Origin of the sequence: Mycobacterium sp. 1165196.3, from assembly GCF_001673415.1 — a bacterium.
In the GTDB taxonomy this organism is placed as follows: Bacteria; Actinomycetota; Actinomycetes; order Mycobacteriales; family Mycobacteriaceae; genus Mycobacterium; species Mycobacterium europaeum_A.
Map to the genome: position 1 here is coordinate 1 of NZ_LZLU01000014.1, position 25,418 is coordinate 25,418.

24 protein-coding genes and 1 pseudogene are annotated in these 25,418 nt (G+C 70.1%); 13 read left to right on the top strand and 12 right to left on the bottom strand.

Annotated features, from left to right (window positions below; all coding sequences use genetic code 11):
• From A5659_RS01285 to A5659_RS01295, 3 genes and pseudogenes are all read right to left on the bottom strand, one after another.
• A pseudogene (locus A5659_RS01285) lies at nucleotides 1-346 on the bottom strand (hypothetical protein); the annotation flags it as partial.
• 188 nt (nucleotides 347-534) lie between these two features.
• On the bottom strand, nucleotides 535-954 hold the full coding sequence (locus A5659_RS01290) for a cytochrome c oxidase subunit 4 (RefSeq protein WP_066861481.1): 420 nt from the start codon (nucleotides 952-954) through the stop codon (nucleotides 535-537).
• Between the two features lie 13 nt (nucleotides 955-967).
• The gene (locus A5659_RS01295; protein WP_066861478.1) at nucleotides 968-2,035 is read right to left on the bottom strand and encodes a cytochrome c oxidase subunit II; all 1,068 of its coding nucleotides are present in this window, start codon (nucleotides 2,033-2,035) and stop codon (nucleotides 968-970) included.
• Between the two features lie 156 nt (nucleotides 2,036-2,191).
• Here A5659_RS01295 and asnB point away from each other — a divergent pair, with 156 nt between their 5' ends.
• Nucleotides 2,192-4,159 (top strand): asparagine synthase (glutamine-hydrolyzing), encoded by a 1,968-nt coding sequence (asnB, locus tag A5659_RS01300; RefSeq protein WP_067178921.1) that lies wholly within the window; start codon nucleotides 2,192-2,194, stop codon nucleotides 4,157-4,159.
• 153 nt (nucleotides 4,160-4,312) lie between these two features.
• Here asnB and A5659_RS01305 read toward each other — a convergent pair whose 3' ends face one another.
• On the bottom strand, nucleotides 4,313-5,287 hold the full coding sequence (locus tag A5659_RS01305; RefSeq protein WP_066861472.1) for a carbohydrate kinase family protein: 975 nt from the start codon (nucleotides 5,285-5,287) through the stop codon (nucleotides 4,313-4,315).
• A 182-nt stretch (nucleotides 5,288-5,469) separates the two neighbouring features.
• Between A5659_RS01305 and A5659_RS01310 the strand changes: the two genes are divergently transcribed.
• Nucleotides 5,470-6,147, top strand: a complete 678-nt coding sequence (locus A5659_RS01310) for a hypothetical protein (protein ID WP_067178923.1) — start codon at nucleotides 5,470-5,472, stop codon at nucleotides 6,145-6,147.
• Between the two features lie 57 nt (nucleotides 6,148-6,204).
• Here the strand turns inward: A5659_RS01310 and A5659_RS01315 are convergent, their stop codons facing one another.
• Together A5659_RS01315 and A5659_RS01320 are read right to left on the bottom strand one after the other, a co-directional pair.
• Nucleotides 6,205-6,564 carry an iron-sulfur cluster assembly accessory protein gene (locus tag A5659_RS01315; protein WP_066871643.1) on the bottom strand — a complete coding sequence of 120 codons (360 nt, stop codon included), beginning with the start codon at nucleotides 6,562-6,564 and terminating at the stop codon, nucleotides 6,205-6,207.
• 96 nt (nucleotides 6,565-6,660) lie between these two features.
• Nucleotides 6,661-7,737 carry a glycerate kinase gene (locus A5659_RS01320; protein ID WP_066871677.1) on the bottom strand — a complete coding sequence of 359 codons (1,077 nt, stop codon included), beginning with the start codon at nucleotides 7,735-7,737 and terminating at the stop codon, nucleotides 6,661-6,663.
• Nucleotides 7,738-7,928: 191 nt separating this feature from the next.
• On the opposite strand from A5659_RS01320, the gene A5659_RS01325 reads away from it, so the two are divergent.
• Genes A5659_RS01325 through A5659_RS01340 form a run of 4 tightly spaced genes read left to right on the top strand, consistent with a single transcriptional unit; the run spans nucleotide 7,929 to nucleotide 11,016 of the window.
• Nucleotides 7,929-8,621, top strand: coding sequence for a DUF3043 domain-containing protein (locus A5659_RS01325; protein ID WP_067021235.1), 693 nt, complete (start codon nucleotides 7,929-7,931; stop codon nucleotides 8,619-8,621).
• A 27-nt stretch (nucleotides 8,622-8,648) separates the two neighbouring features.
• The gene (locus A5659_RS01330; RefSeq protein WP_067178924.1) at nucleotides 8,649-9,185 is read left to right on the top strand and encodes a bifunctional adenosylcobinamide kinase/adenosylcobinamide-phosphate guanylyltransferase; all 537 of its coding nucleotides are present in this window, start codon (nucleotides 8,649-8,651) and stop codon (nucleotides 9,183-9,185) included.
• The gene (gene cobT, locus A5659_RS01335) at nucleotides 9,182-10,255 is read left to right on the top strand and encodes a nicotinate-nucleotide--dimethylbenzimidazole phosphoribosyltransferase (RefSeq protein WP_369806921.1); all 1,074 of its coding nucleotides are present in this window, start codon (nucleotides 9,182-9,184) and stop codon (nucleotides 10,253-10,255) included. The genes A5659_RS01330 and cobT overlap by 4 nt, the downstream gene beginning before the upstream one ends.
• A complete protein-coding gene (locus tag A5659_RS01340; protein WP_067178925.1) occupies nucleotides 10,252-11,016 on the top strand; it encodes an adenosylcobinamide-GDP ribazoletransferase in 765 nt (254 codons plus the stop codon). Before cobT ends, A5659_RS01340 begins: the two co-directional genes overlap by 4 nt.
• A 67-nt stretch (nucleotides 11,017-11,083) precedes the next feature.
• Here A5659_RS01340 and A5659_RS01345 read toward each other — a convergent pair whose 3' ends face one another.
• Together A5659_RS01345 and gcvT are read right to left on the bottom strand one after the other, a co-directional pair.
• Nucleotides 11,084-12,193 (bottom strand): branched-chain amino acid aminotransferase, encoded by a 1,110-nt coding sequence (locus A5659_RS01345; protein WP_066871658.1) that lies wholly within the window; start codon nucleotides 12,191-12,193, stop codon nucleotides 11,084-11,086.
• 55 nt (nucleotides 12,194-12,248) lie between these two features.
• Nucleotides 12,249-13,352 carry a glycine cleavage system aminomethyltransferase GcvT gene (gene gcvT / locus A5659_RS01350; protein ID WP_067178926.1) on the bottom strand — a complete coding sequence of 368 codons (1,104 nt, stop codon included), beginning with the start codon at nucleotides 13,350-13,352 and terminating at the stop codon, nucleotides 12,249-12,251.
• Between the two features lie 50 nt (nucleotides 13,353-13,402).
• Here gcvT and A5659_RS01355 point away from each other — a divergent pair, with 50 nt between their 5' ends.
• Nucleotides 13,403-14,962: a leucyl aminopeptidase gene (locus A5659_RS01355; protein WP_067178928.1), complete on the top strand. Its 1,560-nt coding sequence runs from the start codon at nucleotides 13,403-13,405 to the stop codon at nucleotides 14,960-14,962.
• Here the strand turns inward: A5659_RS01355 and A5659_RS01360 are convergent.
• Nucleotides 14,959-16,554, bottom strand: a complete 1,596-nt coding sequence (locus tag A5659_RS01360; protein ID WP_067143042.1) for an NAD(P)/FAD-dependent oxidoreductase — start codon at nucleotides 16,552-16,554, stop codon at nucleotides 14,959-14,961. The genes A5659_RS01355 and A5659_RS01360 overlap by 4 nt on opposite strands.
• The gene (locus A5659_RS01365; protein WP_067021241.1) at nucleotides 16,551-17,000 is read right to left on the bottom strand and encodes a hypothetical protein; all 450 of its coding nucleotides are present in this window, start codon (nucleotides 16,998-17,000) and stop codon (nucleotides 16,551-16,553) included. The genes A5659_RS01360 and A5659_RS01365 overlap by 4 nt, the downstream gene beginning before the upstream one ends.
• 143 nt (nucleotides 17,001-17,143) lie before the next feature.
• Between A5659_RS01365 and A5659_RS01370 the strand changes: the two genes are divergently transcribed.
• Nucleotides 17,144-17,485 carry an aminopeptidase gene (locus tag A5659_RS01370; protein WP_066877703.1) on the top strand — a complete coding sequence of 114 codons (342 nt, stop codon included), beginning with the start codon at nucleotides 17,144-17,146 and terminating at the stop codon, nucleotides 17,483-17,485.
• A gap of 6 nt (nucleotides 17,486-17,491) precedes the next feature.
• On the opposite strand, the gene A5659_RS01375 is transcribed toward A5659_RS01370, so the two are convergent.
• Nucleotides 17,492-19,270: an SDR family oxidoreductase gene (locus A5659_RS01375; protein ID WP_067178930.1), complete on the bottom strand. Its 1,779-nt coding sequence runs from the start codon at nucleotides 19,268-19,270 to the stop codon at nucleotides 17,492-17,494.
• Between the two features lie 198 nt (nucleotides 19,271-19,468).
• Between A5659_RS01375 and sucB the strand changes: the two genes are divergently transcribed.
• From sucB to A5659_RS01400, 5 genes are read left to right on the top strand one after another with little or no spacing between them, the layout of a single operon-like run.
• Nucleotides 19,469-21,247: a 2-oxoglutarate dehydrogenase, E2 component, dihydrolipoamide succinyltransferase gene (sucB, locus tag A5659_RS01380; protein WP_067178932.1), complete on the top strand. Its 1,779-nt coding sequence runs from the start codon at nucleotides 19,469-19,471 to the stop codon at nucleotides 21,245-21,247.
• Nucleotides 21,248-21,263: 16 nt separating this feature from the next.
• The gene (locus A5659_RS01385; RefSeq protein ID WP_066877697.1) at nucleotides 21,264-22,187 is read left to right on the top strand and encodes a TIGR01777 family oxidoreductase; all 924 of its coding nucleotides are present in this window, start codon (nucleotides 21,264-21,266) and stop codon (nucleotides 22,185-22,187) included.
• A 48-nt stretch (nucleotides 22,188-22,235) separates the two neighbouring features.
• Complete coding sequence (gene lipB / locus A5659_RS01390) at nucleotides 22,236-22,937, top strand: lipoyl(octanoyl) transferase LipB (protein WP_066862658.1); 702 nt, start codon at nucleotides 22,236-22,238, stop codon at nucleotides 22,935-22,937.
• On the top strand, nucleotides 22,934-23,857 hold the full coding sequence (lipA, locus tag A5659_RS01395; RefSeq protein ID WP_066862653.1) for a lipoyl synthase: 924 nt from the start codon (nucleotides 22,934-22,936) through the stop codon (nucleotides 23,855-23,857). The genes lipB and lipA overlap by 4 nt, the downstream gene beginning before the upstream one ends.
• Before the next feature lie 58 nt (nucleotides 23,858-23,915).
• The gene (locus tag A5659_RS01400; RefSeq protein WP_066877696.1) at nucleotides 23,916-24,668 is read left to right on the top strand and encodes a DUF4191 domain-containing protein; all 753 of its coding nucleotides are present in this window, start codon (nucleotides 23,916-23,918) and stop codon (nucleotides 24,666-24,668) included.
• Nucleotides 24,669-24,804: 136 nt separating this feature from the next.
• Here A5659_RS01400 and A5659_RS01405 read toward each other — a convergent pair whose 3' ends face one another.
• Nucleotides 24,805-25,227, bottom strand: coding sequence for an RDD family protein (locus tag A5659_RS01405; RefSeq protein ID WP_066877695.1), 423 nt, complete (start codon nucleotides 25,225-25,227; stop codon nucleotides 24,805-24,807).
• Nucleotides 25,228-25,418: the final 191 nt, after the last annotated feature.

A 25,418-nucleotide genomic window follows, 5' to 3' on the forward strand; every position in this document is an offset into this window, starting at 1 on the left:
CGACCACCCACGGCCAGCGCGCGGTGCTGCGTTCGTCGTCGGCGGCGGCCTCGTCGAACTCGTCGTAGTCGTAGAGCCGCAGATCCGCCGGCAGGTAGGGGCCGCTGGTGAAATGCTCGGACTCCGGAGCCGAATAGGCCCGTGAGTAGGCATCCGTCTCGTCGTTGTGGTCCGCCGCGGCCAGTTCGGCGCTGTCCTCGAAGGGTTCCGGCTCGTCCCCGACGTCGCCGTGCGACACGGATTCGAGATCGTCGGCCGGCTCGTCGCCGAGCTCCGGTTCGTGGCTGATCTCCTCGGCAGGGTCGGGTGCGTCAGGATCCCATTCCGGGGGTCTTGACCCGCTCATCTCTGCCTTTGCCTACCCTGTTCGACTGCCTCACCTGCGCACCAGACTCCGCGATCACAATCGATGCGGGCGCGCTGGGAAACTCCTCGTTTGCCTGGGCAGAACACTACCGAACCCCCAAGGGGCAAAGCCGTCGTGGCGAACGGCCCACCAATCACGTGATCGGATTGTGACCTTTATGCCGCGAATCAGTGCTTCTCGGGACCGATGTAGTACTCGAAGACCAAGCCGGCCACCGACGTCAGGATGAACATCACCCCGGCGGTGATCAGCCACGGCAGCCACAGCGCGATGCCGACCGCGGTCACCGAGCCCGACAGCGCGATCAGAATCGGCCACCAGCTGTGCGGGCTGAAGAAGCCCAATTCGCCTGCTCCATCGCTGATCTCAGCACCCTCGTAGTCCTCGGGCCGGGTGTCCAGCCGCCGCGCAACGAACCGGAAGAACGTCGCCGTGATCAACGCCAGGCCGCCGGTCAGCACCAGCGCGGTGGTGCCCGCCCACTCCACGCCCCCGGTGGCGAAGATCGCGGTCAGCACCCCGTAGAGCACCGCAACCACAATGAAAAACCCGGCGATGAACTCGAATAGCCTGGCTTCGATATGCATTTGGTGTCCTAACCTACTGGCTTCCGGCCAATTGACCGCGCTTGGTGTCGAACGGATGGGTGGTCACCGCGAGCGGCGGCTGCCCGATCGCCTGCAACGCCTCGGCGTTGCTCTTTCCGTCCATCCGCTGCTGCAGGTAGGCCTTGAAGTCGTTGGGCGCCACCACCCGAACCTCGAAGTTCATCATCGAGTGATACGTGCCACAGAACTCCGCGCAGTGGCCGACGAACGCGCCCGGCTTCTGGATCTCCTCGGTCTGGAACACGTGCACCGAGTTGTTCGCGTCGGCGTTGGGAATCACGTCGCGCTTGAACAGGAACTCCGGCACCCAGAACGTGTGCACCACGTCCGCGGACGCCAGGTCGAACTCGATGCGCTTGCCGGTGGGCAACACCAGCACCGGGATCTCCTCGCTGGATCCCAGCGTCTCAACCTTGTCGAAGTTCAGGTACTGCCGGTCGGAGGTGTTGAAGCCGCGGACGGCGCCGACGCGCTCCTCGCCGTGGGCGTCCTTGCCCTCCGGCTTGGACAGCATCGCCTTCTTGCGTTCCTGGTCCGTGCCGTCGTAGTTCAGCGTGCCGTCCTTGAAGGCCACGCGCTGATAGCCGAACTTCCAGTTCCATTGAAAGGCCGTGACATCGACCACTACCTCGGGGTCCTTGGCCAGGTGCAGCATCTTCTCCTGCACCACGACGGTGAAGTAGAACAGCACCGAGATGATGAGGAACGGGGTCACCGTGAGCACCAGCTCCAGCGGCATGTTGTAGCCGAACTGCCGGGGCAGGTCGGTGTCGGTGGCCTTCTTGCGGTGGAAGGCCGACGCCCAGAAGATGAGCCCGAACACGATGCCGCCGACCACCAGCGAGGCGATCACGGCGCCGATCCACAGTTCCCGGTTCAGGTGGGCCTCCGGGGTGATGCCCCGCGGCCAGCCCAGGGCCAGCGCGTCCGCCCAGCCGCTGCACCCGCTCAGGACCAGCGCCAGCACGCCCAGCGTAATCGCCAGCGCGAACGGCCGAAGACGGCGCCGAAACCTGCCCTGCGACAAACGTTGCGAACGGTCCTGCTCGCGAGGGGTCACGTTAGCGCCTCCTGCTCGGATATCGAATACTACGCAGCGTAGACCACGCGCCTGAGGCGGGCGACGAAACCCCGGCCCACCGGCTTGTCCGGCCATGGACGACGTGCCGGGTGCGACGGCCACGCACGCCCGCCAAGTGCGGCATACTGGGGCGCCGTGTGTGGTCTGCTGGCGTTCGTCGCCGCCCCGGGGAGCGCGGGCAAGGACTTGGACAAGGAGGCCGCCGCCCGAGCCGACGGCGCGGTCGCCCGCGCGTCGCACTCGATGCGCCACCGCGGGCCCGACGAGCCGGGCACCTGGGTGGACCCGGACACCGACGGCTCCGTCGTATTCGGCTTCAACCGGCTCTCGATCATCGACATCGCGCATTCACATCAGCCGCTGCGCTGGGGGCCGCCCGAGGAGCCCGGCCGCTACGTGCTGGTGTTCAACGGCGAGATCTACAACTACCTCGAGCTGCGCGACGAACTGGCCAGCCGGCACGGCGTCGCCTTCGCCACCGACGGAGACGGCGAGCCCATCGTCGCGGGCTACCACTACTGGGGCACCGACGTCTTGACCCGGCTGCGCGGCATGTTCGCGTTCGCGCTGTGGGACACCGCGACCCGCGAATTGCTCTGCGCCCGAGACCCTTTCGGCATCAAGCCACTGTTCATGGCGACCGGTACGGGCGGCACCGCGGTGGCCAGCGAAAAGAAGTGCCTGCTGGATCTGGCCGAGCTGGTGGGGTTCGACACCGCGATCGACGAGCGGGCCGTGCAGCACTACACCGTCCTGCAGTACGTGCCCGAGCCCGAGACGCTGCACCGCGGGGTGCGCCGGCTGGAATCGGGCTGCTACGCCCGCATCCGTCCGGACCGCCTGCAGCCGGAGGTCACCCGGTACTTCGTGCCGCGGTTCGCCGCGGTGCCGATCACCCGGGACACCGAACAGGCCCGCTACGACGAGATCACCGCGGTGCTCGAGGACTCGGTGGCCAAGCACATGCGCGCCGACGTCACTGTCGGGGCGTTCCTGTCCGGGGGAATCGACTCCACCGCCATCGCGGCGCTGGCCATCCGGCACAACCCGCGGCTGATCACGTTCACCACCGGCTTCGAGCGCGAGGGATTCTCCGAGATCGACGTCGCAGTGGCCTCGGCGGAGGCGATCGGTGCCCGGCACATCGCCAAGGTGGTCACGCCCGACGAGTTCGTCGCCGCCCTGCCCGAGATCGTCTGGTACCTCGACGAGCCGGTGGCCGACCCGGCGCTGGTGCCGCTGTTCTTCGTCGCGCGGGAGGCCCGCAAGCACGTGAAGGTGGTGCTGTCCGGCGAAGGCGCAGACGAGTTGTTCGGCGGTTACACGATTTACCGGGAACCCTTGTCGCTGAAGCCTTTTGACTATCTGCCGAGGCCGCTGCGGCGGTCGATGGGCAAGGTGTCCAAACCCCTGCCGGAGGGGATGCGGGGCAAGAGCCTGCTGCACCGCGGCTCCCTGACCCTCGAGGAGCGCTACTACGGCAACGCCCGCAGCTTCTCCGACGCGCAGCTGCGCGACGTGTTGCCCGGCTTCCGCGCGGAATGGACCCACACCGACGTCACCGCGGCGGTGTACGCCGAATCGGCGGGCTGGGATCCGGTGGCTCGCATGCAGCACATCGACCTGTTCACCTGGCTGCGCGGCGACATCCTGGTCAAGGCCGACAAGATGACCATGGCCAACTCGCTGGAGCTGCGGGTGCCGTTCCTGGATCCCGAGGTGTTCGCCGTCGCCTCCCGGCTGCCCGTCGAGGCCAAGATCACCCGCACGACGACGAAGTATGCGCTGCGGCGTGCGCTGGAGCCGATCGTGCCGGCGCATGTGCTGCACCGGCCCAAGCTGGGTTTCCCGGTGCCCATCCGGCACTGGCTGCGCGCCGGCGAACTGCTGGAGTGGGCGTACGCGATGGTGGACTCGTCGCAGGCCGGCCACCTGGTCGACCTAGCCGCCGTGCGACGGATGCTCGACGAGCACCGCAACGGCGTCAGCGATCACAGCCGCCGGCTCTGGACGCTGTTGATCTTCATGCTTTGGCACGCGATCTTCGTCGAGCGCACGGTGGTGCCCCAGATCAGCGAGCCGGTGTACCCGGTGCAGCTCTAGTACCGGCCCGTCTAGTACCGGCCCGCGCATCCGCGGTTGGGTGTGAAGCCAGGGCGTTGCGGGTGAATCCCTGGCGTTGATTGTCGGCGTGTCGCCGCCCTCAGCTCACGCTGGACGCCGTGGGTTCACACCCGAGGCGCCAGCGCGCCAGCTCTACGCGAGCACCGCGGCGATCTCGGTGGCCGCCTCGTCGCCGTAAGCGTCGGCCAGCCGGGTCTTGGCGACGGCCGGGTCCCACGTCCACTCCTGGGTGCCGGTCGACTCCAGCACCAGCACGGCGACCAGCGAGCCCAGCTGGGCCGAACGCTCGAGGTTGAGCCCGGCGGTGCGACCGGTGAGGAAACCGGCCCGGAACGCGTCGCCCACGCCGGTGGGATCGGTCTGGCTGGTCTCGGGCACCACACCGACGTGGGTGGTGGTCCCGTCGCGCTCGACGATGTCGACGCCCTTGGCGCCCAGCGTGGTCACCCGCAGGTCGACCTTCTTCTGCACGTCGGCCTCGGACCAGCCGGTCTTGGAGAGCAGCAGCTCCCACTCGTAGTCGTTGGTGAACAGGTAGGCGGCCCCGTCGACGAGCTTGTCGATCTCCGCGCCGGACAGCCGGGGCAGCTGCTGGGAGGGGTCGGCGGCGAACGGCAGGCCGAGCTTGCGGCACTCCTCGGTGTGCACCACCATCGCGTCGGGGTCGTTGGCGCCGACGATGACCAAGTCCGGCTGACCCACCGACGACACGACGTCGGCGAGCTTGATGTTGCGGGCCTCCGACATGGCGCCCGGGTAGAACGACGCGATCTGGGCCATGTCCTCGTCGGTGGTGCAGGTGAACCGGGCGGTCTTGGCGGTCTGCGAGATCAGCACGTTGTCGCAGTTGACGCCGTGGGACTGCAGCCACTGGCGGTAGTCGTCGAAGTCGTCGCCGGCCGCGCCGACCAGCGCCACGTCGCCGCCCAGCACGCCGATGGCGAACGCGATGTTGCCGGCCACGCCGCCGCGGTGAATCACCAGGTCGTCAACCAGAAAACTCAGGGAAACCTTCTGCAGGTGCTCGGCAAGCAGGTGCTCGGAAAACTTGCCGGGGAAACGCATCAGGTTGTCGGTCGCAATCGAACCTGTCACCGCGATCGTCACGAAAACTCCATCCTTCGTTAGTAAGGTTATCTAGCTTACTCACGGGCCTCGACCGTCGCTGGGTGCGCGGTCGGCGTGAGGTCGTGCGCTAGCCTCCCTAGGGAACTCACTCAAGTCGCCGGGATCACATGCTCGGGCCGCAACCCGATTGCAGTCCCGTCTACCACCGTAGGAGAACCACGATGGCAGGTCCGCACTCGCCGAACCACACCGGCGGCAGCGGCGGACCGAGCGGACCTGAGCCCCCACGCGAATCCGAGCCCCTCGAGTTCCCCGACGACCCCAACACCGACCCGGGTTTCGGCGCAGCCCCGCAGGCGGGAGCCGCTCCCGCCAATTATGCCGGGCAGCCCGGCGCGCCGGTGCCCTACCCGCGGTCCAAGCGGCGGCTCGTCGTCGCCATCGCGCTGGCCATCGCACTCGTCGCGGTGTTGACGGTGGCCATCGTGTACGGGGTCCGCACCAACGGGGCCAACACCGGCACCACCTTCTCCGAGGGCGCGGCGAAGACGGCCATCCAGGGCTACCTAGATGCGCTAGAACACCGCGACATCGACGAGATCGCCCGCAACGCGCTGTGCGGCCTGTACGACGGGGTCCAGGACAAGCGGTCCGACCAGGCGCTGGCCAAGCTCAGCAGCGACGCGTTTCGCAAGCAGTTCTCCGAGGTCGAGCTGACCTCGATCGACAAGATCGTCTACCTGTCGCAGTACCAGGCTCAGGCGTTGTTCACCATGAAGGTGTCGCCGGTGAGCGGGGCCCCGATGCACGGGCAGGTGCAGGGCATCGCGCAGCTGCTGTTCCAGCGCGGCCAGATCATGGTCTGCTCGTACGTGCTGCGCACCGGCGGCTCGTACTGAGTGCGAAACCGTCAGCCGGGCTACAACCCGGTTGACGGATTTGGCGGGATCAACCGATCAGTTGAACGAGTCGCCGCAGGCGCACGAGCCGGTGGCGTTGGGGTTGTCGATGGTGAAGCCCTGCTTCTCGATGGTGTCCACGAAGTCGATGGACGCGCCTTCGACGTAGGGCGCGCTCATCCGGTCCACGGTCAGCGTCACGCCCCCGAACTCCGCGGTCAGGTCGCCGTCCAGCGTCCGGTCGTCGAAGAAGAGGTTGTAGCGCAGGCCGGCGCACCCGCCCGGCTGCACGGCGATGCGCAGCGCGAGGTCGTCGCGGCCCTCCTGGTCCAACAGGGACTTTGCCTTGGTGGCGGCGGCCTCGGTCAGGATCACGCCGTGGGTTGTCGTGGCGTTCGACTCGTTTTGCACCGTCATTGCTTCTCCTACATGCCTCATCGTTGGGTGGGTCCGATCAAGCCCGATACCGCCGGCTTGCGCCGGGCGATCCGGATCGCGCGAAAGTCCACTGCTTCAACGGTACCTTGACGGACCGCTATTCCCGAGTCGCGCCGCCACAACGGAGGCCAGGCCCATGAGCTGGTTGGCGGCGTCGGCCTGCGCCAACCGCACCGATCCGGCGTGCTCGGCGATGGACAACGCGGCCATGATGCCCGACGAACGCACCGTCGCGTTGTCGAGGTCGACCTGGCCGGCCAGCACGACCACCGGAATCCCCCGCGGCCGGGCCGCGTCGGCGAGAAATCCCACCACCTTGCCGTGCAGGGATTGCTCGTCGAACCGGCCCTCGCCGGTGACGATCAGCTCCGCGGTGTCCAGGTCGTCGGACAGCCGGGTGTGTTCGGCGATGATGGCCGCCCCGGACTGACAGCGGCCGCCGAGCGCCAGCAGCCCGGCACCGATCCCGCCGGCGGCCCCCGCGCCGGGCTCGGCGCTCACGTCGCGCCCCGCCACCGCTTCCAGGATCAGCGCCCACGCCTGCAGGCGAACCTCCAGCGCGGCGACGGTGGCCGTGTCCGCGCCCTTCTGCGGCCCGAACACCCGGGCCGCCCCCCACGGGCCCAGCAGCGGGTATTCGGTGTCGGAGGCCGCGATCAGCTCCACGTTGCCCAGCTGCCGGCGGGCGGTGTCCAGGCCGCCGAGCTCGGCGATCATGCCCTGCCCCCCGTCGGTGCAGGCGCTGCCGCCCAAACCCACCACGATGCGCGTCGCCCCGACCCGCAGCGCCTCGGCGATCAGCTGGCCCACGCCTTTGCTGTGCGCCGCCATGGCGGTCTCCGGGGTGGGTGGTCCACCGATCAGCGCCAGGCCGCACGCTTGGGCGCACTCCAGGTAGGCGGTGGCCGACCCGGGGTCGAACACCCAATCGGCTTCGACCATGGCTTTCAGCGGTCCCGAGACCCTTAGCCGACGCGTCTCCCCCAGCCGGCTGGCCAGCACCTCGACGAAGCCGGGGCCGCCGTCGGATTGCGGGGCGACGATGAACCGGTCGCCGGGACGCGACCGGGTCCAGCCGGTCGCGATGGCGGCGGAAGCCTCCAGCGCCGACATGCTGTCGGCGTAGCAGTCCGGGGCGACCAGAACTTGCATGGCGGGCAATTGCAGGCGGCCGGGGGCCAGGCCGGGACCATCATCATCCGAGGCCATCGACCCGTCGTCCATCAAAGGCAGCCGTTCATCACGTGTAAGAGTAGGGCCAAGGGAGGCACTAACGCAGGTCTAATAGCAAGGCATTCCAGGCGAATTCCGGCCCGGGTCGCGCGCGAAGTAACCTGGCCACTGTGAAGCTGTTGGGCCGTAAGAAAGGCCAGGACCCCGACCTCGACGAAAACGCGGCCACCGCGGCCGTCGCCGGCGTTGCTGGCGCCTCGGGCGACGCAACCCGCGAGGCGCAGCGGACGGGCCCCAAGGGCCGCCCCACGCCCAAGCGCAACGAGGCGCGGCGCAACGCGCGCAAGGGACCGGTCGCGCCGGCCCCCATGACCGCCGCCGAGGCGCGGGCGCGGCGCAAATCGCTGGCCGGCCCCAAGCTCAGCCGCGAGGAGCGCCGCGCCGCCAAGGCCGCCGGCCGCGCCGGCATGTCGGAACGCCGGGCGAAGATGATGGCCGGCGAAGAGGGTTACCTGTTGCCGCGCGACCAGGGGCCCATCCGCCGCTACGTGCGCGACGTGGTGGATTCGCGGCGCAACCTGCTGGGCCTGTTCATGCCGTCGACCCTGTTTTTGATGTTCGTCATGTTCGGCGTCCCGCAGCTGCAGCTGTGGGTATCGCCGGCGATGCTGGTGCTGATGGCCGTGATGAGCGTCGACGGGTTGATCCTGGGCCGCAAGGTCAGCAGGTTGGTCGACGCGAAGTTCCCGGACAACACCGAAAGCCGTTGGAAGCTTGGCCTTTACGCCGCCGGCCGGGCGTCCCAGATGCGCCGGCTGCGGGCGCCGCGGCCCCAGGTCAAGCACGGCAGCCGTGTCGAGTAGAGCTCGCCGGAAGGCCGGCTGACATCGGTGCGCACCCTGGTGCTCGGCGGGATCAGGTCGGGCAAGTCGCAGTGGGCGGAGCAAGCCATCGCCGACGGATTGCCGGCGGGGCAGGCGGTTCAATACCTGGCGCCCGGGCCGGCCGGCAACGACGATGCGGCCTGGGCGCAGCGGATCGCCCGCCACCGCGCCCGCCGGCCCGCGCACTGGTCGACGATCGAAACCGACGACTTCGCAACGCAATTGCGCCAATGCCCGGACACCCCGACGCTCGTCGACGATCTCGGCACCTGGCTGACCGCCGCGCTGGACCGCAACGGCGCCTGGGACGGCGGCTCGGTGGCGGCCGCCGTCGATGACGTGCTGGCCGCGGTCGGCGACTTCGCTTCCCCGCTGGTGCTGGTCAGCCCGGAGGTCGGCTTGACGGTGGTGCCCGCCACCGCCTCCGGACGCCGGTTCGCCGACGAGCTGGGCGGCCTCAACCAGCGCCTCGCCGGGTTGTGCGACCGGGTGGTGCTGGTGGTGGCCGGCCAGCCGGTCCCAATCAAACCGTCGGGGGCCTGATGCAGTTCGCCGCCATCTCACCGCCCGATGTGGACGTCGCCGCCGCCGCGCGCGCCCGCCAGGACGCCCTGACCAAGCCCCGCGGCGCGCTGGGCCGGCTCGAGGATCTGTCGGTGTGGGTCGCGTCGTGTCAGGGGCATTGCCCGCCAAGGCAATTCGAGCGTGCCCGGGTGGTGGTGTTCGCCGGTGATCACGGCGTCGCCCGCTCGGGTGTGTCGGCCTACCCGCCGGAGGTGACGGCGCAGATGGTCGCCAACTTCGACGCCGGCGGGGCCGCGATCAACGCCCTGGCCGACATCGCCGGCGCGACGGTGCGGGTCGCCGACCTGGCCGTCGACGCCGAGGCGCTGACCGAACGGATCGGCGCCCACAAGGTGCGCCGCTCCAGCGGCGACATCCGGGTGCAGGACGCGTTGAGCGACGACGAGACCGCGCAAGCGCTCGCGGCCGGTGCGGCAATCGCCGACGAGGAGGTCGACGCGGGCGCCGACCTGCTGATCGCCGGGGACATGGGCATCGGAAACACCACGCCCGCAACCGTGTTGGTGGCGGCCCTGACGAACGCCGAGCCGGTCGCGGCGGTGGGCTTCGGCACCGGGATCGACGACGCCGGGTGGGCGCGCAAGACGGCCGCGGTGCGCGACGCCCTGTTTCGCGCGCGGCAGGTGCTGCCCGATCCGGTCGCGCTGCTGCGCTGCGCCGGTGGCGCCGACCTGGCCGCGCTGGCGGGCTTCTGCGCGCAGGCCGCGGTCCGGCGCACGCCGTTGCTGCTCGACGGCATGGCGGTGACGGCGGCCGCGCTGGTCGCCGAGCACCTGGCGCCGGGCGCCCGGCTGTGGTGGCAGGCCGGTCACCGGTCCACCGAGCCCGCGCATGCGCTCGCGCTGACGGCGCTGGATCTCGAGCCGATCCTCGACCTGCGGATGCGGCTGGGCGAGGGAACCGGCGCCGCCCTCGCGGTGCCGGTGCTGCGCGCCGCGGTGGCCGCCCTGTCGTCGATGGCGACCTTCGCCCAGGCCGGTGTGTCCGACCGCCTCGACGGCCCCGCACCAGCCGCTCCCCCGCCGTGATCCGTTCGCTGGCAACGGCTTTCGCGTTCGGTACGGTGCTGCCCGTTCCGGGCGGCGGCCATGCGCCGATGGACCGCGCCGCCATGGCCGCGCTGCCGGTGGTGGGCGCCGTGCTGGGGGCCCTGGCCGCCGCCGTGACCTGGGGCGGGGTGCACGTGTTCGGGCCGTCGGGCCCGCTGCCCGGCCTGCTGGCGGTCGCGGTGCTGCTGTTGGTGACGCGCGGCCTGCACGTCGACGGTGTCGCCGACACGGCCGACGGCCTGGGCTGCTACGGCCCGCCGCAGCGGGCGCTGGCGGTGATGCGCGAGGGATCGACCGGGCCGTTCGGCGTCGCCGCCGTCGTCGTCGTGATCATGCTGCAGGCACTGGCGTTTTCTGCGTTGGGGGCCACCGGCCGGGTGTGGCCCGGCGTGGCCGGGATCGCCGTGGCGGTGTTCGCGGGCCGGGTGGCCGCGGTGCTGGCCGGCCACCGGTCGGTGCCCGCGGCCGAGGGCAGCGCCCTGGGGGTGCGGGTCGCGGGCAGCCAGCCGACCTCGGTGGTGGCGGCCTGGGTCGCGGTGCTGCTCGCCGGCTCGCTGCTGGCCGGGCCGCGGCCGTGGCAGGGCCCGGTGGCGGTGGCGGTGGGCCTGGGCTGCAGCGCGATCCTGGTGCGGCACTGCGTGCGCCGATTCGGCGGCATCACCGGCGACGTGCTGGGCGCGGCGATCGAACTGGCCGCGACGGCGAGCGCCGTGGCGCTCGCGGGCCTGGTGCGGTTCTGAGCTCGAGCGTGAAATTAATTTCACGCTCACGCCCGAATGTGAAGCTAACTTCACACTCGAGAGCCAACTAGCCCAGCCGGGCCATCCAGCCGTGGGTGTCGGCGAAGGTGCCGCGCTGAATCCCGGTCAGCGTGTCGCGCAGCGCCATGGTCACCTCGCCGGGTTGACCGTCGGCGACAGTGAACTCGGCATCGCCGTACTTCACGTGCGAGACCGGGGTGATCACCGCGGCGGTGCCGCAGGCGAACACCTCGGTGATCTCCCCGGCGGCGGCCTTCTTCTGCCACTCGTCGATATCGATCTTGCGTTCCTCGACGGAGAATCCGGCATCAATGGCCAACTGCAGCAAGGAGTTTCGCGTTATGCCGGGCAGCAGTGAGCCCGACAGCTCGGGGGTGACCAGCCGCGCCGACCCGCCGCTGCCGAACACGAAGAAGATGTTCATCCCGCCCATCTCTTCGACGAAGCGCCGCTCGACGGCGTCCAGCCACACCACCTGGTCGCAGCCGTTGGCCGCGGCCTCGGCCTGAGCCGACAGCGAGGCCGCGTAGTTGCCGCCGAACTTGGCGGCGCCGGTGCCGCCGGGGCTGGCCCGCACGAACTCCGTCGACACCCAGACGGTGACCGGGCTGATGCCGCCCTTGAAATAGGCGCCGGCCGGCGACGCGATCAGCAGGTAGCGGTAGCGCTTGGACGGCCGCACCCCCAGCCCGGGCTCGGTGGCGATGACGAACGGGCGCAGGTACAACGCCTCCTCGCCCCCGGCCGCCGGAACCCAGGCGCGATCGACTGCGATCAGCTGGCGCAGCGATTCCATGAACAGCTCTTCGGGCAGTTCCGGGATGGCCAGCCGCCGCGCCGACGACCGCAACCGGGCGGCGTTGGCCTCGGCGCGAAACGACACGATCGAGCCGTCCGCCCACCGGTACGCCTTGAGCCCCTCGAAGATCTCCTGCGCGTAGTGCAGCACGATCGCGGATGGATCCAGCTCGATGGGGCCGTACGGGATGACGCGCGCGTTGTGCCAACCGTCGCCGGTCTCGTCGTAGTCGATGGACACCATGTGATCGGTGAAGTACTTGCCGAAACCCGGCTCGGCCAGGATGGTTTCGCGTTCGGCATCGGTTGCCGGAGTTGCCGAGCGCGAAACCGTGAACTCGAGGGAGCCACTGGTCATCCGCCGATTGTATATCCGCCTACCGAATCGGATTTCGCCCGCGCACGCGGCGCCGCTAGCGCGTTTTCACCGCGACGAAGGGCGGGCGCACGACCTCGCACGCGGCGGGACGACCCCGGACGTCGACGGTGACCTGTTGACCGTCCTCGACGCCGGCGTCGGTGTCAATGAGCGCCAGCGCGATGCCGGCCTGCAGCGTCGGGGAGAACGTGCCCGACGTGGTGACCCCCACCGGGGTGTCGCCCGCGAGCACCGTCAGCCCGGCACGCAGCACGCCGCGGCCCACCATCCGCAGCCCGCGCAGCAGCCGGCGCGGGCCCGCCTCCTTCTCGGCCAGCAGGGCCTCGCGGCCGAAGAACGCGTCCTTCTTCCAGCCGATCGCCCACCCGCAGCGGGCCTGCAGCGGGGAGATGTCCAGGGCCAGTTCGTGGCCGTGCAGCGGGTAGCCCATCTCGGTGCGCAGGGTGTCGCGGGCGCCTAGACCGGCCGGCTCACCGCCGTCGGCGCCGACCGCCTCGGCCAGGGCGTCGAACACCACACCCGCGGATTCCCACGGCGGCAGCAGCTCGTAGCCGTGCTCGCCGGTGTAGCCGGTGCGGCACACCCGGACCGGCACGCCGGAGAACGACGTGTCGGCGTAGGCCATGTAATCCATGTCGGTGGGCAGGCCCAGCCGGCCGAGCACCTCGGCCGAGCGGGGCCCCTGCACGGCCAGCACCGCGAAGGACCGGTGCTCGTTGGTGATGGTCAGCCCGCTCGGTGCGGCGGCTTGGAGCGCCTCGACCACGCCGGCGGTGTTGGCGGCGTTGGGCACCAGGAAGATCTCGTCGTCGTCGACGTAGTAGGCGATCAGGTCGTCGATGACGCCGCCGGATTCGGTGCAGCACAACGTGTATTGCGCCTTGCCCGGACCGATGCGGCCCAGGTCGTTGGTCAGCGCGGAGTTGACGAACTGCGCGGCCCCCGGCCCGCGGATCAGCGCCTTGCCCAGGTGGCTGACGTCGAAGAGGCCGACCGCGTTGCGCGTCGCGTTGTGCTCGCTGACGGTGCCGGCATACGACACCGGCATCAGCCAGCCGCCGAACTCGGCGAAACTGGCGCCCAAGCTCCGGTGACGCTCTTCCAACGGTCCGTGCAAAACCTCGGCTGCATCGCTCACGACTCTTCACCCTAATCAGCGGTGACGGCCGGACCGTTAGGGTGATGCGGATGAGCACAGAACCCGGTTACGCCTCCCCCGCTATAAGTGTCGCCTCCTCGCTGCCACGGCGCGCCGCCGCGTCGACCGTGCTGATCGTGCCCGTCGTGTCGACCGGTGAGGACGACAAGCCGGGCGCGGCCGTCGCGGCCGCCGAGCCGTTCCTGTCCTCCGACGCGGTGGCCGAGATCGAATCGGGTCTGCGGGCGCTGGAGGCCACCGGCGGCGCCGAACAGGTGCACCGGTTGGTGGTGGGATCGCTGCCGGTGTCCAGCGTGCTGACCGTCGGCCTGGGCAAACCGCGGTCCGAATGGCCCGCCGACACCATCCGTCGCGCCGCGGGCGTGGCCGCGCGTTCGCTGGGCAAGACCGAGTCGGTGCTCACCACGCTGGGCGAGCTGCCCGGCGAGGGCATCGCTGCGGCCGCCGTCGAGGGCCTGATCCTGGGCAGCTACCGGTTCACCGAGTTTCGCAGCGAGAAGACCGCACCCAAAGACCAAGGGCTGCGCAAGATCACGGTGCTCGCCTCGGAAACTAAAGGGGCGAAGGACGCCAAGAACGACGCCGCGCACGGCGCCGCCGTCGCCACCGCCGTCGCCACCGCCCGCGACTTCGTCAACACCCCGCCCAGCCACCTCTTTCCCGCCGAATTCGCCAAGCGCGCAAGGGCTTTGGGTGAATCCGTCGGTCTCGAGGTGGAGGTGCTGGACGACAAGGCGCTGCAAAAGGGCGGCTACGGCGGGATCATTGGTGTCGGGCAGGGCTCGTCGCGCCCGCCGCGGCTGGTGCGCCTGATCCACCGCGGTTCGAAGCTGGCCAAGCGGTCCAAGCAAGCCAAGAAGGTGGCGCTGGTCGGCAAAGGCGTCACGTTCGACACCGGCGGCATCTCGATCAAGCCCGCGGCGGGGATGCACCACATGACCTCGGACATGGGCGGTGCCGCCGCGGTGGTCGCGACCGTCGCGCTGGCCGCGCAGTTGCGACTGCCGATCGACGTGATCGCCACCGTGCCGATGGCCGAGAACATGCCGTCGGCCACCGCGCAGCGCCCGGGCGACGTGCTGACGCAGTACGGCGGCATCACCGTCGAGGTGCAGAACACCGACGCCGAGGGCCGGCTCATCCTGGCCGACGCCATCGTGCGGGCATGCGAGGACAACCCCGACTATCTGATCGAGACGTCGACGCTGACCGGTGCGCAGACGGTGGCGCTGGGCGCCCGGATCCCCGGGGTGATGGGCAGCGACGAGTTCCGCGACCGCGTCGCTGCGATCTCGCAGCGGGTGGGCGAGAACGGCTGGCCGATGCCGCTGCCCGACGAACTCAAGGAAGACCTGAAGTCCACCGTGGCCGACCTTTCCAACATCAGCGGGCAGCGCTTCGCCGGGATGCTGGTGGCGGGGGTGTTCCTGCGCGAGTTCGTCGCCGACGGCGTGAGTTGGGCGCACATCGATGTGGCCGGCCCGGCCTACAACACCGGCAGTCCGTGGGGCTACTCGCCGAAGGGTTCCACCGGCGTGCCGACGCGGACCATGTTCGCGGTACTGGAGGACATCGCCGAAAACGGCTAGGGAATAAGCCTTTTGAGCACGGCGCGCCCGAGTTTGCGGCGCGGCCAGCCGGTCGCGCCGTCGGCGGCCAGCGCGGCGTTGGCGGCGTTGCGCCCGCATGCCCCGTGCACCGAGCCGCCCGGTGTCGCCGACGCGCTGCCCAGATACAGCCGCTCGACCGGTGTTTCGGCCCGGCCCATGCCGGGCGCCGGCCGGAAGATCAGCATCTGCTGCAGTTGCGACGTGCCCCCATTGACCGCGCCGTGGTGCAGATTAGCGTCGTGAGCCTCCAGGTCCGACGGGCGTTGCAGAAAGCGTCCGACGACATGGTCACCGAACCCGGGCGCGTGTTCTTCGATCACGCGATCCATCGACGCGGCAACCCGCTCCGCCGAAGCATCGTCATGCACGCCGCGCGGCAGATGCGTGTAGGCCCAGACACTTTCGGTGCCATCCGGCGATCGGGTCGGGTCGGCAGTGGTGGTCTGGCCCAGCAGCATGAACGGATGTTCGGGCACTGTGCGCGTGTTCACGTCGGCCATCCAACGAATCAGGCCACGCCCGTCGGCGCCCAGATGAACGGTGCCGACGTCGCGCAGGTTCTTGGCATGCCACGGGATCGGGGCATCGAGCGCATAGTTGACCTTGACTACCGGCGGATCCCAGACGAAGTGTTTGAGATCCCGCAGCAACCCCGACGGCACCGCATCCGGCGGCAGCATGTGGCAGAACAGCCGCGGGGCGGTGACATCCGCGATCACCGCGCGACGCGCGCGAACGGTTCGCCCGTCGGTGGTGCAGACACCGGTCGCCCGCCCGCCCTGCACCTGAATGCGGGCGACGTCCTGGTTGCACTCGATCTGCGCCCCCGCCGAGTGGGCGCGCTTGACCAGCGCCGCCGTCAACTGGCCCGAACCTCCGACGGGAACCGGCCAACCGCAGTCCTGGGCGAGCATGGTCATCAGCAGCCCCATGACACCGCTACCCGGCGCATCCAGCGGGATGTCAGCGTGTAAAGCGTTGCCCAGCAACATAACTCGCGGCGCATCACCGTCGAACAACTGGTCGGCCATGGCGTTGGCGGGCTGCACCAACAGGTTGGCCAGTCGCAGCGCATCCGACGTCCCGAGTTTGCGCAACAGGGTCAGCAGCGGGCGCATCGGGGGGAACGGCGACAGGATCGCTTCGAGCAGCGGCCTTTTCACCTCGTCCCACAACGCAACGATGCGTAGCCAATTGTCGCCGTCGCCCGGCGTGCGACGCTCGAACTCCTCCGCGGTCTGGGCGGGATCGTGATACACGATGGGCGGGTCGTCGTCGGCGGCGTTGCGCGGGTGGCCAACCACCGTCGGCGCGTGCGACCACCGCAGCCCGTGGTCCTCCAGCTGCAGCGCCGCCATCGCCGGAGACGCCACCGTCATCGGGTAGTAGGAGCTGAACAAGTCGGTGATGTAGCCCGGTGTCAGCTCGGCGCTGCGCACCGCGCCGCCGGGCTCGGGCTGGGCTTCCAGCACCAGCACGTCCCAACCCGCGTCGGCCAGCATCGACGCCGCCACCAGCCCGTGGTGTCCCGCCCCGATCACGACGGCGTCGGCGGTGTCGCGCACGGTCACTTCACCTGGCTCGGCTCCAGGCGCTCGGCCAGTGCCGCCAGCCGCCACAGGCACTCCTTGTTGCGCGGGTACGCCGCGGCCAACGCGACGGAATCGGGAACGGCCGCCATTGGGCCCTGCACGGGAACCTCGATCATCTCGATCCGGCACCCGCCCGGAATCTCGTGCAGCAGCATGGTGATTCGCGCGGCGCCCAGCGGGCCCAGGCGAGCGCACAGCACCAGCTTGTGCGGGGGTTCACACTCCTCCACGATGGTGGCGTCGTTGATCACCAACGGCCAGATCCCGATCGAGTGCTTGATCGAGGAGCCGGGTTCCGGCCAATTCGGATCGACGGCGCGCATCCGGCTGTTGCCCACCACCCACTGGGTGTAGGTCCAGCCCTGGGCGAGCACCTCCCATATCCGCTCACACGACTCCGGCACCTCGCGCGTTGCAGTGATCACGTGCACACCCCTTCATGTCTTGCGTTACCGCGGCCGGATACCCGGCAATCGCCGGGTTATTCGGCGTCAACGCCGGGTTTACCGGCGCATGCCTGCGGCTAATCTCCCTAGCGGTCGAAATCCCCGCGACGAAAGGCGAGACCATGACGGTGCGACGGTTGATCATCGGCGTGGGCGCCGTGCTGTTGTTGGCCGGAATCATCGGCCTGCTGGCGCCGGTGTCGGTTTCCGACAGCAACGGCCACTCGGTCGGCTGCGGAAACGCCGTGGCGACGGACCTTTCCGCGGCCCGCAGCGCGAACAACAGCAGTGGGGCGAACATCCCGATCCTGAACCAGATCGTCCCGCACACCGACTACGTCGCGCAGTGCCAGTCGTCGGTGGGCAGCCGGCGCGCATGGGCGATACCGCTGGCCGTGCTGGGGGTCATCGCAATCGGAGCGACGTTGCTGACCGGACGCCGCGGGGCGGCGACGGGCGCTTAGCGCGGCTCAGATCACCCGGATGCGCGCGGCGTTGCGCAGCCCTTGCGGCGCGACCCGCGAAAGCCCGTACAGCGCATAGGCTTCCGGCGCCACCGGGCGAATCGGTTTCTTCTTCTGGACCGACGACAGGATCGCGTTGGCGACCTTGTCGGGGCCGTAACGCCGCAGCGCGAACATCTCGCCCAGCTGGCCGCGGCGACCGTCGACGGCGTCGGCCTGCTTGCCGGCGGGCGCGTCGAACCGCGTGGTGTTGATGATGTTGGTGTCGATGACGCCGGGGCAGATGGTGGTCAGGCCCACCCCGGCGGCGTCGAGTTCGGCGCGCAGGCAGTCGGAGAACATGAAGGTCGCCGCCTTCGACGTGCAGTAGGCGCTCAGCGACTGCAGCGGCGCGTAGGCCGCCATCGACGACACGTTGACGATGTAGCCGCCGGTGCCGCGCTCCACCATCCGCCGCGCGAACGCCCGGCACCCGTTGACCACACCGCCCAGGTTGACGTCGAGCACCCGGTCGAACTGCTCGGGCGGGGTGTCCAGGAAGCCGCCCGCCTGTCCGATGCCGGCGTTGTTGACGACGATGTCCGGGACGCCGTGCTCGCCGCTGACCCGCTCGGCGAACGACTCCACCGCCTGCGCATCGGACACGTCGAGCACGTAGGCGTGCGCGACGCCGCCGCGAGAGGCGATCTCGGCCGCGGTGGCCTTGACGGCCGCCTCGTCGATGTCGCTGATGACCAGCTCGGCGCCTTCGCGCGCGAAGGCGAACGCGGTCTCGCGGCCGATGCCGCTGCCGGCGCCGGTGACCGACACGAGGGTGTCGCCGAACGCCCCGCGGGGCCGCCCCACCTGCGCGCGCAGCAGCGCGCGGCTGGGCTGCTTGCCCTCGGCCTGGTCGGCGAACTCGTGCACCGCCGCAGCCATCACCTGCGGGTGCGACATCGGCGAGAAGTGACCGGCCTGGATGTCGCGGCGCCACAGCCGCGGCACGAAGCGCGGGGTGTGGTCGTAGCCGTAGGGCCGCACATACTTGTCTTTGGTGTTGACGATGAGCTGCACCGGCACGTCGATGACCGCGACGCCCTGCTTGCGACCGGAGAAGGAGCGAAAGTAGTTGGCGGGATAGGTTTTCACCGACCGGGCGGCATCGGCGGCCAGTTTGTCGGAATGGTGGATCCGCTCGACGGGGATGTTGTCGACGGCGTTGCGGCGCAGCGCCGGGACCGACAGGGTCAGCCGCAGGAACAACGGCGCGAGCACCGGGATCGAGAACAAGATCATGTAGCTCAGCCGCAGCGCCTGGCTGATCGCCCGGATAAAGGTGCGCGGCTTCCAGGGCGCCCGCAGCCCGCTGAAGATGTAATCGACCAGTTGGTCCTGAGCGGGTCCGGACACCGACGTGAACGTGGCAACCCGGTCACTGGCGCCGGGGCGCTTCAGGTAGTGCCAGATGCCCACCGAGCCCCAGTCGTGGGCGAGCACGTGCACGGGCCGGCCGGGGCTCAGCTCGCCGGTCACCGCGGCGAAGTCGTCGGCGAAGCGGTCCATGCTGTAGGCGGACACCGGCTTGGGCGCCGAGGACATCCCGACGCCGCGGTTGTCGTAGCGGATGATGCGGAACCGCTCGGCCAGCAGTGGGACGACCCCGTCCCACAGCACGTGCGAGTCGGGGAAGCCGTGCACCAGCACGACGGTGGGGCCCTCGGGGTTGCCCTCTTCGTAGACCGCGATGCGGGCGCCGTCGGCGCTGTCGACGAAGTGTTGGGGTAGTTGTGGTGTTGGCGGCATTTCCGACCTCCCCGCTCTGGCTGGACTGGCCACACCGTAGCAAGCGTGATCGGTGTCACCCGCCCGGCGCGGGGTATCTGCCCTGGATGTGTGCCGACAACGGCGCAGTGACAGGATAGTTTTGGATTGCGACTTCGCCTTCCGCAAGCGAGCTGATCGACCCGCCCCGACCCACGAGCGATCGAGGAGTCAGAAACGATGGCCTTCTCCGTCCAGATGCCGGCACTCGGTGAGAGCGTCACCGAGGGGACGGTCACCCGCTGGCTCAAGCAGGAGGGCGACACGGTCGAGCTCGACGAACCGCTCGTCGAGGTGTCGACGGACAAGGTCGACACCGAGATCCCCTCGCCGGCCGCGGGTGTGCTGACCAAGATCGTCGCCCAGGAGGACGACACCGTTGAGGTGGGCGGTGAGCTGGCCGTCATCGGCGACGCCGCCGAAGGCGGCGGGGCGGGCGGCGACTCGCAGGCGCCGAGCCAGCCGGAGCCCCAAGCGCAGCCTGAGCCGGAGCCCGAGCCGGAGCCCCAACCGGAGCCCCAGGCTCAGGCCCAGCCGGAGCCCGCGCCCGCCCAGCAGAGTTCCGGCGGCGGCGACGCGACCCCGGTGCTGATGCCCGAGCTCGGCGAGTCGGTGACCGAGGGCACCGTGACCCGCTGGCTCAAGCGCGTCGGCGACTCGGTCCAGGTCGACGACGCGTTGGTGGAAGTGTCCACCGACAAGGTCGACACCGAGATCCCCTCGCCGGTCGCCGGTGTCCTGATCAGCATCACCGCCGAGGAAGACGCCACGGTGCCCGTCGGTGGCGAGCTCGCCCGCGTCGGCGCCGGTGCCGAGGCCGCCGCGCCGGCGGCACCCGCCGCTCCACAGCCGCCGCCCGCGCCCAAGCCCGAGCCCGAACCGGCGCCCCAGCCCCAGGCGCAGCCCAAGCCGCAACCCAAGCCTGAACCCGCGCCGCAGCCCAAACCTCAACCGGCACAGGCCCAACCGGCAACTCAGCCAGCAAGCCCGGGTGGTGACGGCGCGCCGTATGTGACGCCGCTGGTGCGAAAGCTGGCCGCCGAGAACAACATCGACCTGAACTCGATCACCGGCACCGGGGTCGGCGGGCGCATCCGCAAGCAGGACGTGCTGGCCGCCGCCGAGGCGAAGAAGGCGCCGCCCCCGGCCGCGGCGGCTCCCGCCGCGCAGGCCCCCGCCGCCCCCGCGGCGCCCAAGGCCGCTGCGGCGCCGAGCCCGGCTCCGGCGTTGGCGCACCTGCGGGGCACCACCCAGAAGGCCAGCCGGATCCGTCAGATCACCGCGAACAAAACACGCGAATCCCTGCAGGCCACAGCGCAACTCACCCAGACCCACGAGGTCGACATGACCAAGCTGGTGGGGTTGCGGGCCAGGGCCAAGGCGGCGTTCGCCGAGCGCGAGGGCGTGAACCTGACCTTCCTGCCGTTCATCGCCCGGGCGGTGATCGACGCGCTGAAGATCCACCCCAACGTCAACGCGAGCTACAACGAGGACACCAAGGAGATCACCTACTACGACGCCGAGCACCTCGGCTTCGCGGTCGACACCGAGCAGGGTCTGCTCTCCCCCGTCGTGCACAACGCCGGCGACCTGTCGCTGGCCGGGCTGGCCCGGGCGATCGCCGACATCGCCGCGCGCGCCCGCTCGGGCAATCTCAAACCCGACGAGCTGTCCGGCGGCACCTTCACGATCACCAACATCGGCAGCCAGGGCGCGCTGTTCGACACCCCCATCCTGGTTCCGCCGCAGGCCGCCATGCTGGGCACCGGCGCCATCGTCAAGCGGCCGCGGGTGATCGTCGACGAGTTCGGCAACGAATCCATCGGTGTCCGCTCGATCTGCTATCTGCCACTGACCTATGACCACCGGCTGATCGACGGCGCAGACGCCGGCCGCTTCCTCACCACCATCAAGCACCGTCTCGAAGAGGGCGCGTTCGAGGCCGACCTCGGCCTGTAACGAAGGACAACCGAACGTGGCTCGCGCCGGCCAGCAGGCCCTCATCGCTATTGCGGGTTCGTCCGGCCTGATCGGTTCGGCCCTGGCCGCGGCCCTGCGCGCGGCCGATCACCGGGTGTTGCGCATTGTGCGCCGCGCACCGGCGAATGCCGATGAGCTGCACTGGAATCCCGAGAGCGGCGACCTGGATCCCGACACGCTGACCGGCGTCGACGCCGTCGTCAACCTGTGCGGCGTCAATATCGGCAAGCGGCGATGGTCGGGGGCCTTTAAGCAGAGCCTGCGCGACAGCCGCATCGCCCCCACCGAGGTGCTGGCCCACGCCGTCGCCGACGCGGGGGTGGCGACCCTGGTCAACGCCAGCGCGGTCGGCTTCTACGGCAACACCAAGGACCGCGTGGTCGACGAAAACGACCGTGCGGGAACGGGTTTCCTGGCGCGGCTGTGTGAGGACTGGGAGGCCGCCACGCTGCCGGCCCAGTACGGCGGCGCCCGGGTGGTGCTGGCCCGCACCGGGCTGGTGTTCTCCCCCGCGGGCGGCGTGCTGGGCCGGCTGCGGCCGTTGTTCCGCGCCGGGCTCGGCGCCCGGCTGGGCGGCGGACGGCAATACATGTCATGGATCACCCTGGAAGACGAAGTGCGCGCGCTGTTGTTCGCGATCTTCAACCCCGACCTGTCGGGCCCGGTGAACATGACCGGTCCCGCGCCGGTCACCAACGCCGAATTCACCACCGCGTTCGGGCGGGCCGTCAATCGCCCAACGCCGTTGATGGTGCCCGGTTTTGCCATCCGGGCCGCGCTGGGCGAGTTCGCCGACGAGGGGCTGCTGACCGGGCAGCGGGCCATCCCGTCCGCGCTGGAGCGCGCCGGTTTCGTCTTCCACCACAACACCGTGGGCGAGGCCCTCGCCTACGCCACCGCCAGCCGCGACCACGACTAGCGCCACCGGACTCGGTCCGTCCGGCCCGAGCCGAGTACCGTCGCGAACGTGATCGATTCCATCCGGTCCAGCCAGGCCCTGATCGACGTCCGCCCGCTCGGCATCGTCGACTACCGCGTGGCCTGGCAGCAGCAACGCGATCTGGCCGACGCCCGGGTGGCCGGCGGCAACGACACGCTGCTGCTGCTCGAGCACCCCGCGGTCTATACGGCGGGCCGGCGCACCGAACCGCACGAACGGCCGGTAGATGGCACTCCCGTCGTCGACACCGACCGCGGCGGCAAGATCACCTGGCACGGCCCGGGCCAGCTGGTCGGGTATCCGATCATCGGCCTGGCCGAACCGCTCGACGTGGTGAACTACGTGCGGCGGCTGGAAGAGGCGCTGCTCAAGGTCTGCGCCGACCTGGGCGTGGACGCGGTCCGGGTGCCGGGCCGGTCCGGGGTGTGGGTGCCGGGCACCGACGGCCGCCCTGACCGCAAGGTTGCCGCCATCGGCGTGCGGGTGTCGCGCGCGACCACCCTGCACGGGTTCGCGCTCAACTGCGACTGCGACCTGGACGCGTTCGGCGCCATCGTGCCGTGCGGCATCAGCGACGCCGGTGTGACGTCGTTGTCGGCCGAGCTGCGCCGCCCGGTGTCGGTCGAGGACGTGCAGACCGCGGTCGCCGACGCGGTGTGCGACGCCCTAGACGGGGTGCTGCCGGTGCAGGACCACGCGGCGGCCGCGCGCGTAGCATCGGCGCTGTGACTGTCGCACCGGAAGGACGCAAACTGCTGCGCCTGGAAGTGCGCAACGCCGAGACCCCGATCGAGCGCAAACCGCCGTGGATCCGGGTGCGGGCCAAGATGGGCCCGGAGTACACCCAGCTCAAGAGCCTGGTCCGGCGCGAGGGTCTGCACACGGTCTGCGAAGAGGCGGGTTGCCCCAACATCTTCGAGTGCTGGGAGGACCGCGAGGCCACCTTCCTGATCGGCGGCGACCAGTGCACCCGCCGCTGCGACTTCTGCCAGATCGACACCGGTAAGCCCGCCGCCCTGGACCGCGACGAGCCGAGGCGGGTCGCCGACAGCGTACGCACCATGGGGCTGCGCTACGCCACGGTCACCGGGGTGGCCCGCGATGACCTGCCCGACGGCGGAGCCTGGCTGTACGCCGAGACGGTGCGCGCCATCAAGGAACTCAACCCCTCGACCGGCGTGGAGCTGTTGATCCCCGACTTCAACGGCGAGCCCACCCGGCTTGCGGAGGTGTTCGAATCACGCCCGGAAGTGTTGGCGCACAACGTGGAAACGGTGCCGCGCATCTTCAAGCGGATCCGACCCGCCTTCACCTACCAGCGCAGCCTCGGCGTGCTGACCGCGGCGCGCGAGGCCGGGCTGGTCACCAAGAGCAACCTCATCCTCGGCATGGGCGAGACCCCCGACGAGGTGCGCACTGCCCTGGCCGACCTGCACGACGCGGGCTGCGACATCATCACCATCACCCAGTACCTGCGCCCGTCGGCGCGCCACCACCCCGTCGAGCGCTGGGTGAAGCCGGAGGAATTCGTCGAGTTCGCCCGGCACGCCGAGGAGCTGGGCTTCGCCGGGGTGCTGGCCGGACCGCTGGTGCGCTCGTCGTATCGCGCGGGTCGGCTCTACGAGCAGGCGGCCCGCAGCCGCGCCTGACGCCGCCGGCGCCCGGTGGCGGCGTCTGCCCCATAGCGGCCCTACGTATTCTTTGACTATGGCTAAATCCCGCAACGCCGCGCAGAACAAGGCCGCCCGAGCGCAGGCGCAGGCCGCCCGCAAGGCCGCCGCGCGGGAGCGCCGCACCCAGTTGTGGCAGGCGTTCAACCTTCAGCGCCAGGAGGACAAGCGCCTCCTGCCGTACATGATCGGCGCCTTCGTGCTGATCGTGGGCATCTCGGTGGCGGTCGGTCTGTGGGCCGGCGGGCTGACGATGATCACCCTCATCCCGCTGGGCGTGGTGCTGGGCGGGCTGGTCGCCTTCATCGTGTTCGGCCGCCGCGCCCAGAAGTCGGTCTACCGCAAGGCCGAGGGTCAAACCGGGGCCGCCGCATGGGCTTTGGACAACCTGCGCGGCAAGTGGCGGGTGACCCCCGGGGTGGCCGCGACCGGGCATTTCGACGCCGTGCACCGCGTCATCGGCCGGCCCGGCGTCATCCTGGTCGGCGAGGGGACGTCGACGCGGGTGCGACCGCTGCTGGCGCAGGAGAAGAAGCGCACCGCCCGCCTGATCGGTGACGTGCCGATCTACGACATCATCGTCGGCAACGGCGAGGACGAGGTGCCCCTGGCCAAGCTCGAGCGCCATCTCACCCGGCTACCGGCCAACATCACCGTCAAGCAGATGGACACGCTGGAGTCGCGGCTGGCCGCGTTGGGGTCGCGCGCCGGCGCGGCCGTCATGCCCAAGGGGCCGCTGCCCAACGCGGGCAAGATGCGCGGGGTGCAGCGCACCGTCCGCCGCCGGTAGCGGCGATCGCAAGCGCGGCGAAGCCGGGCGCGGCGGGTCGCCGCGTCAGCTCAGCGGCGATCGCAAGCGCGGCGAAGCCGGGCGCGGCGCGTCGCCGCCATCAGGTCAGCCCGGTCAGCCCGGTCGGCTCCTCAGGTCAGCGTCGCACCACGGCCGTCGCGGTCAGCCGATCCTGCATGCCCCGGCCGTCGAAGTCGGTGAACAGCGCCGGGACGACCGTCCCGACCAGCACTCCCCGCACCACCGCCCGGCCAAGGCCGACCAGGTCGCGTCCGTCCAACGTGACCACCTGCAGGCGAAGCGCGAGCTGGCCTGGGGTGAACCCGAACAACCGCACGAAGAGCACGCCGAGCACGAACCAGATCACCAACACCGCGGTGGCCAGCACCGGTTGGGAGAACAAGTTGAAGCGCATGGCCAGCCCGGCCAGCCCGTAGGCGATCAACCAGTCGATCATCAGCGCGCCCAGGCGGCGGCCCATCGGCGCCAGCGATCCCGGGCCACTTTCCGGCAGGCCCAGCTTTTCGCCCGGATATGCGGATCGCGATTCGGCCATCATCGGCGCGGACCGCGGTCCGAATAACCCGACGGGACGGCCTGGTAAGGAGGGCAGACGGTGCGCCCGGTCACCAGAAAAGATACGATCTTGCGATCCATGGCCCCACAATAGAACCCGCCGCCCAAGTGGCCACTTTTAGCGTGTGGCATGGTCACGTAACGTGCGCGCAACATCGGGTTGACTGACGGGCA

Coding starts and splice junctions, on each gene's coding strand:
- A5659_RS01290 (WP_066861481.1), bottom strand. CDS start 954: ATGCATATCGAAGCCAGGCTATTCGAGTTCATCGCCGGGTTTTTCATT.
- A5659_RS01310 (WP_067178923.1), top strand. CDS start 5,470: ATGGCAGGTCCGCACTCGCCGAACCACACCGGCGGCAGCGGCGGACCG.
- A5659_RS01315 (WP_066871643.1), bottom strand. CDS start 6,564: ATGACGGTGCAAAACGAGTCGAACGCCACGACAACCCACGGCGTGATC.
- A5659_RS01320 (WP_066871677.1), bottom strand. CDS start 7,737: ATGCAAGTTCTGGTCGCCCCGGACTGCTACGCCGACAGCATGTCGGCG.
- A5659_RS01345 (WP_066871658.1), bottom strand. CDS start 12,193: ATGACCAGTGGCTCCCTCGAGTTCACGGTTTCGCGCTCGGCAACTCCG.
- A5659_RS01355 (WP_067178928.1), top strand. CDS start 13,403: ATGAGCACAGAACCCGGTTACGCCTCCCCCGCTATAAGTGTCGCCTCC.
- A5659_RS01370 (WP_066877703.1), top strand. CDS start 17,144: ATGACGGTGCGACGGTTGATCATCGGCGTGGGCGCCGTGCTGTTGTTG.
- A5659_RS01375 (WP_067178930.1), bottom strand. CDS start 19,270: ATGCCGCCAACACCACAACTACCCCAACACTTCGTCGACAGCGCCGAC.
- sucB (WP_067178932.1), top strand. CDS start 19,469: ATGGCCTTCTCCGTCCAGATGCCGGCACTCGGTGAGAGCGTCACCGAG.
- A5659_RS01400 (WP_066877696.1), top strand. CDS start 23,916: ATGGCTAAATCCCGCAACGCCGCGCAGAACAAGGCCGCCCGAGCGCAG.
- A5659_RS01405 (WP_066877695.1), bottom strand. CDS start 25,227: ATGATGGCCGAATCGCGATCCGCATATCCGGGCGAAAAGCTGGGCCTG.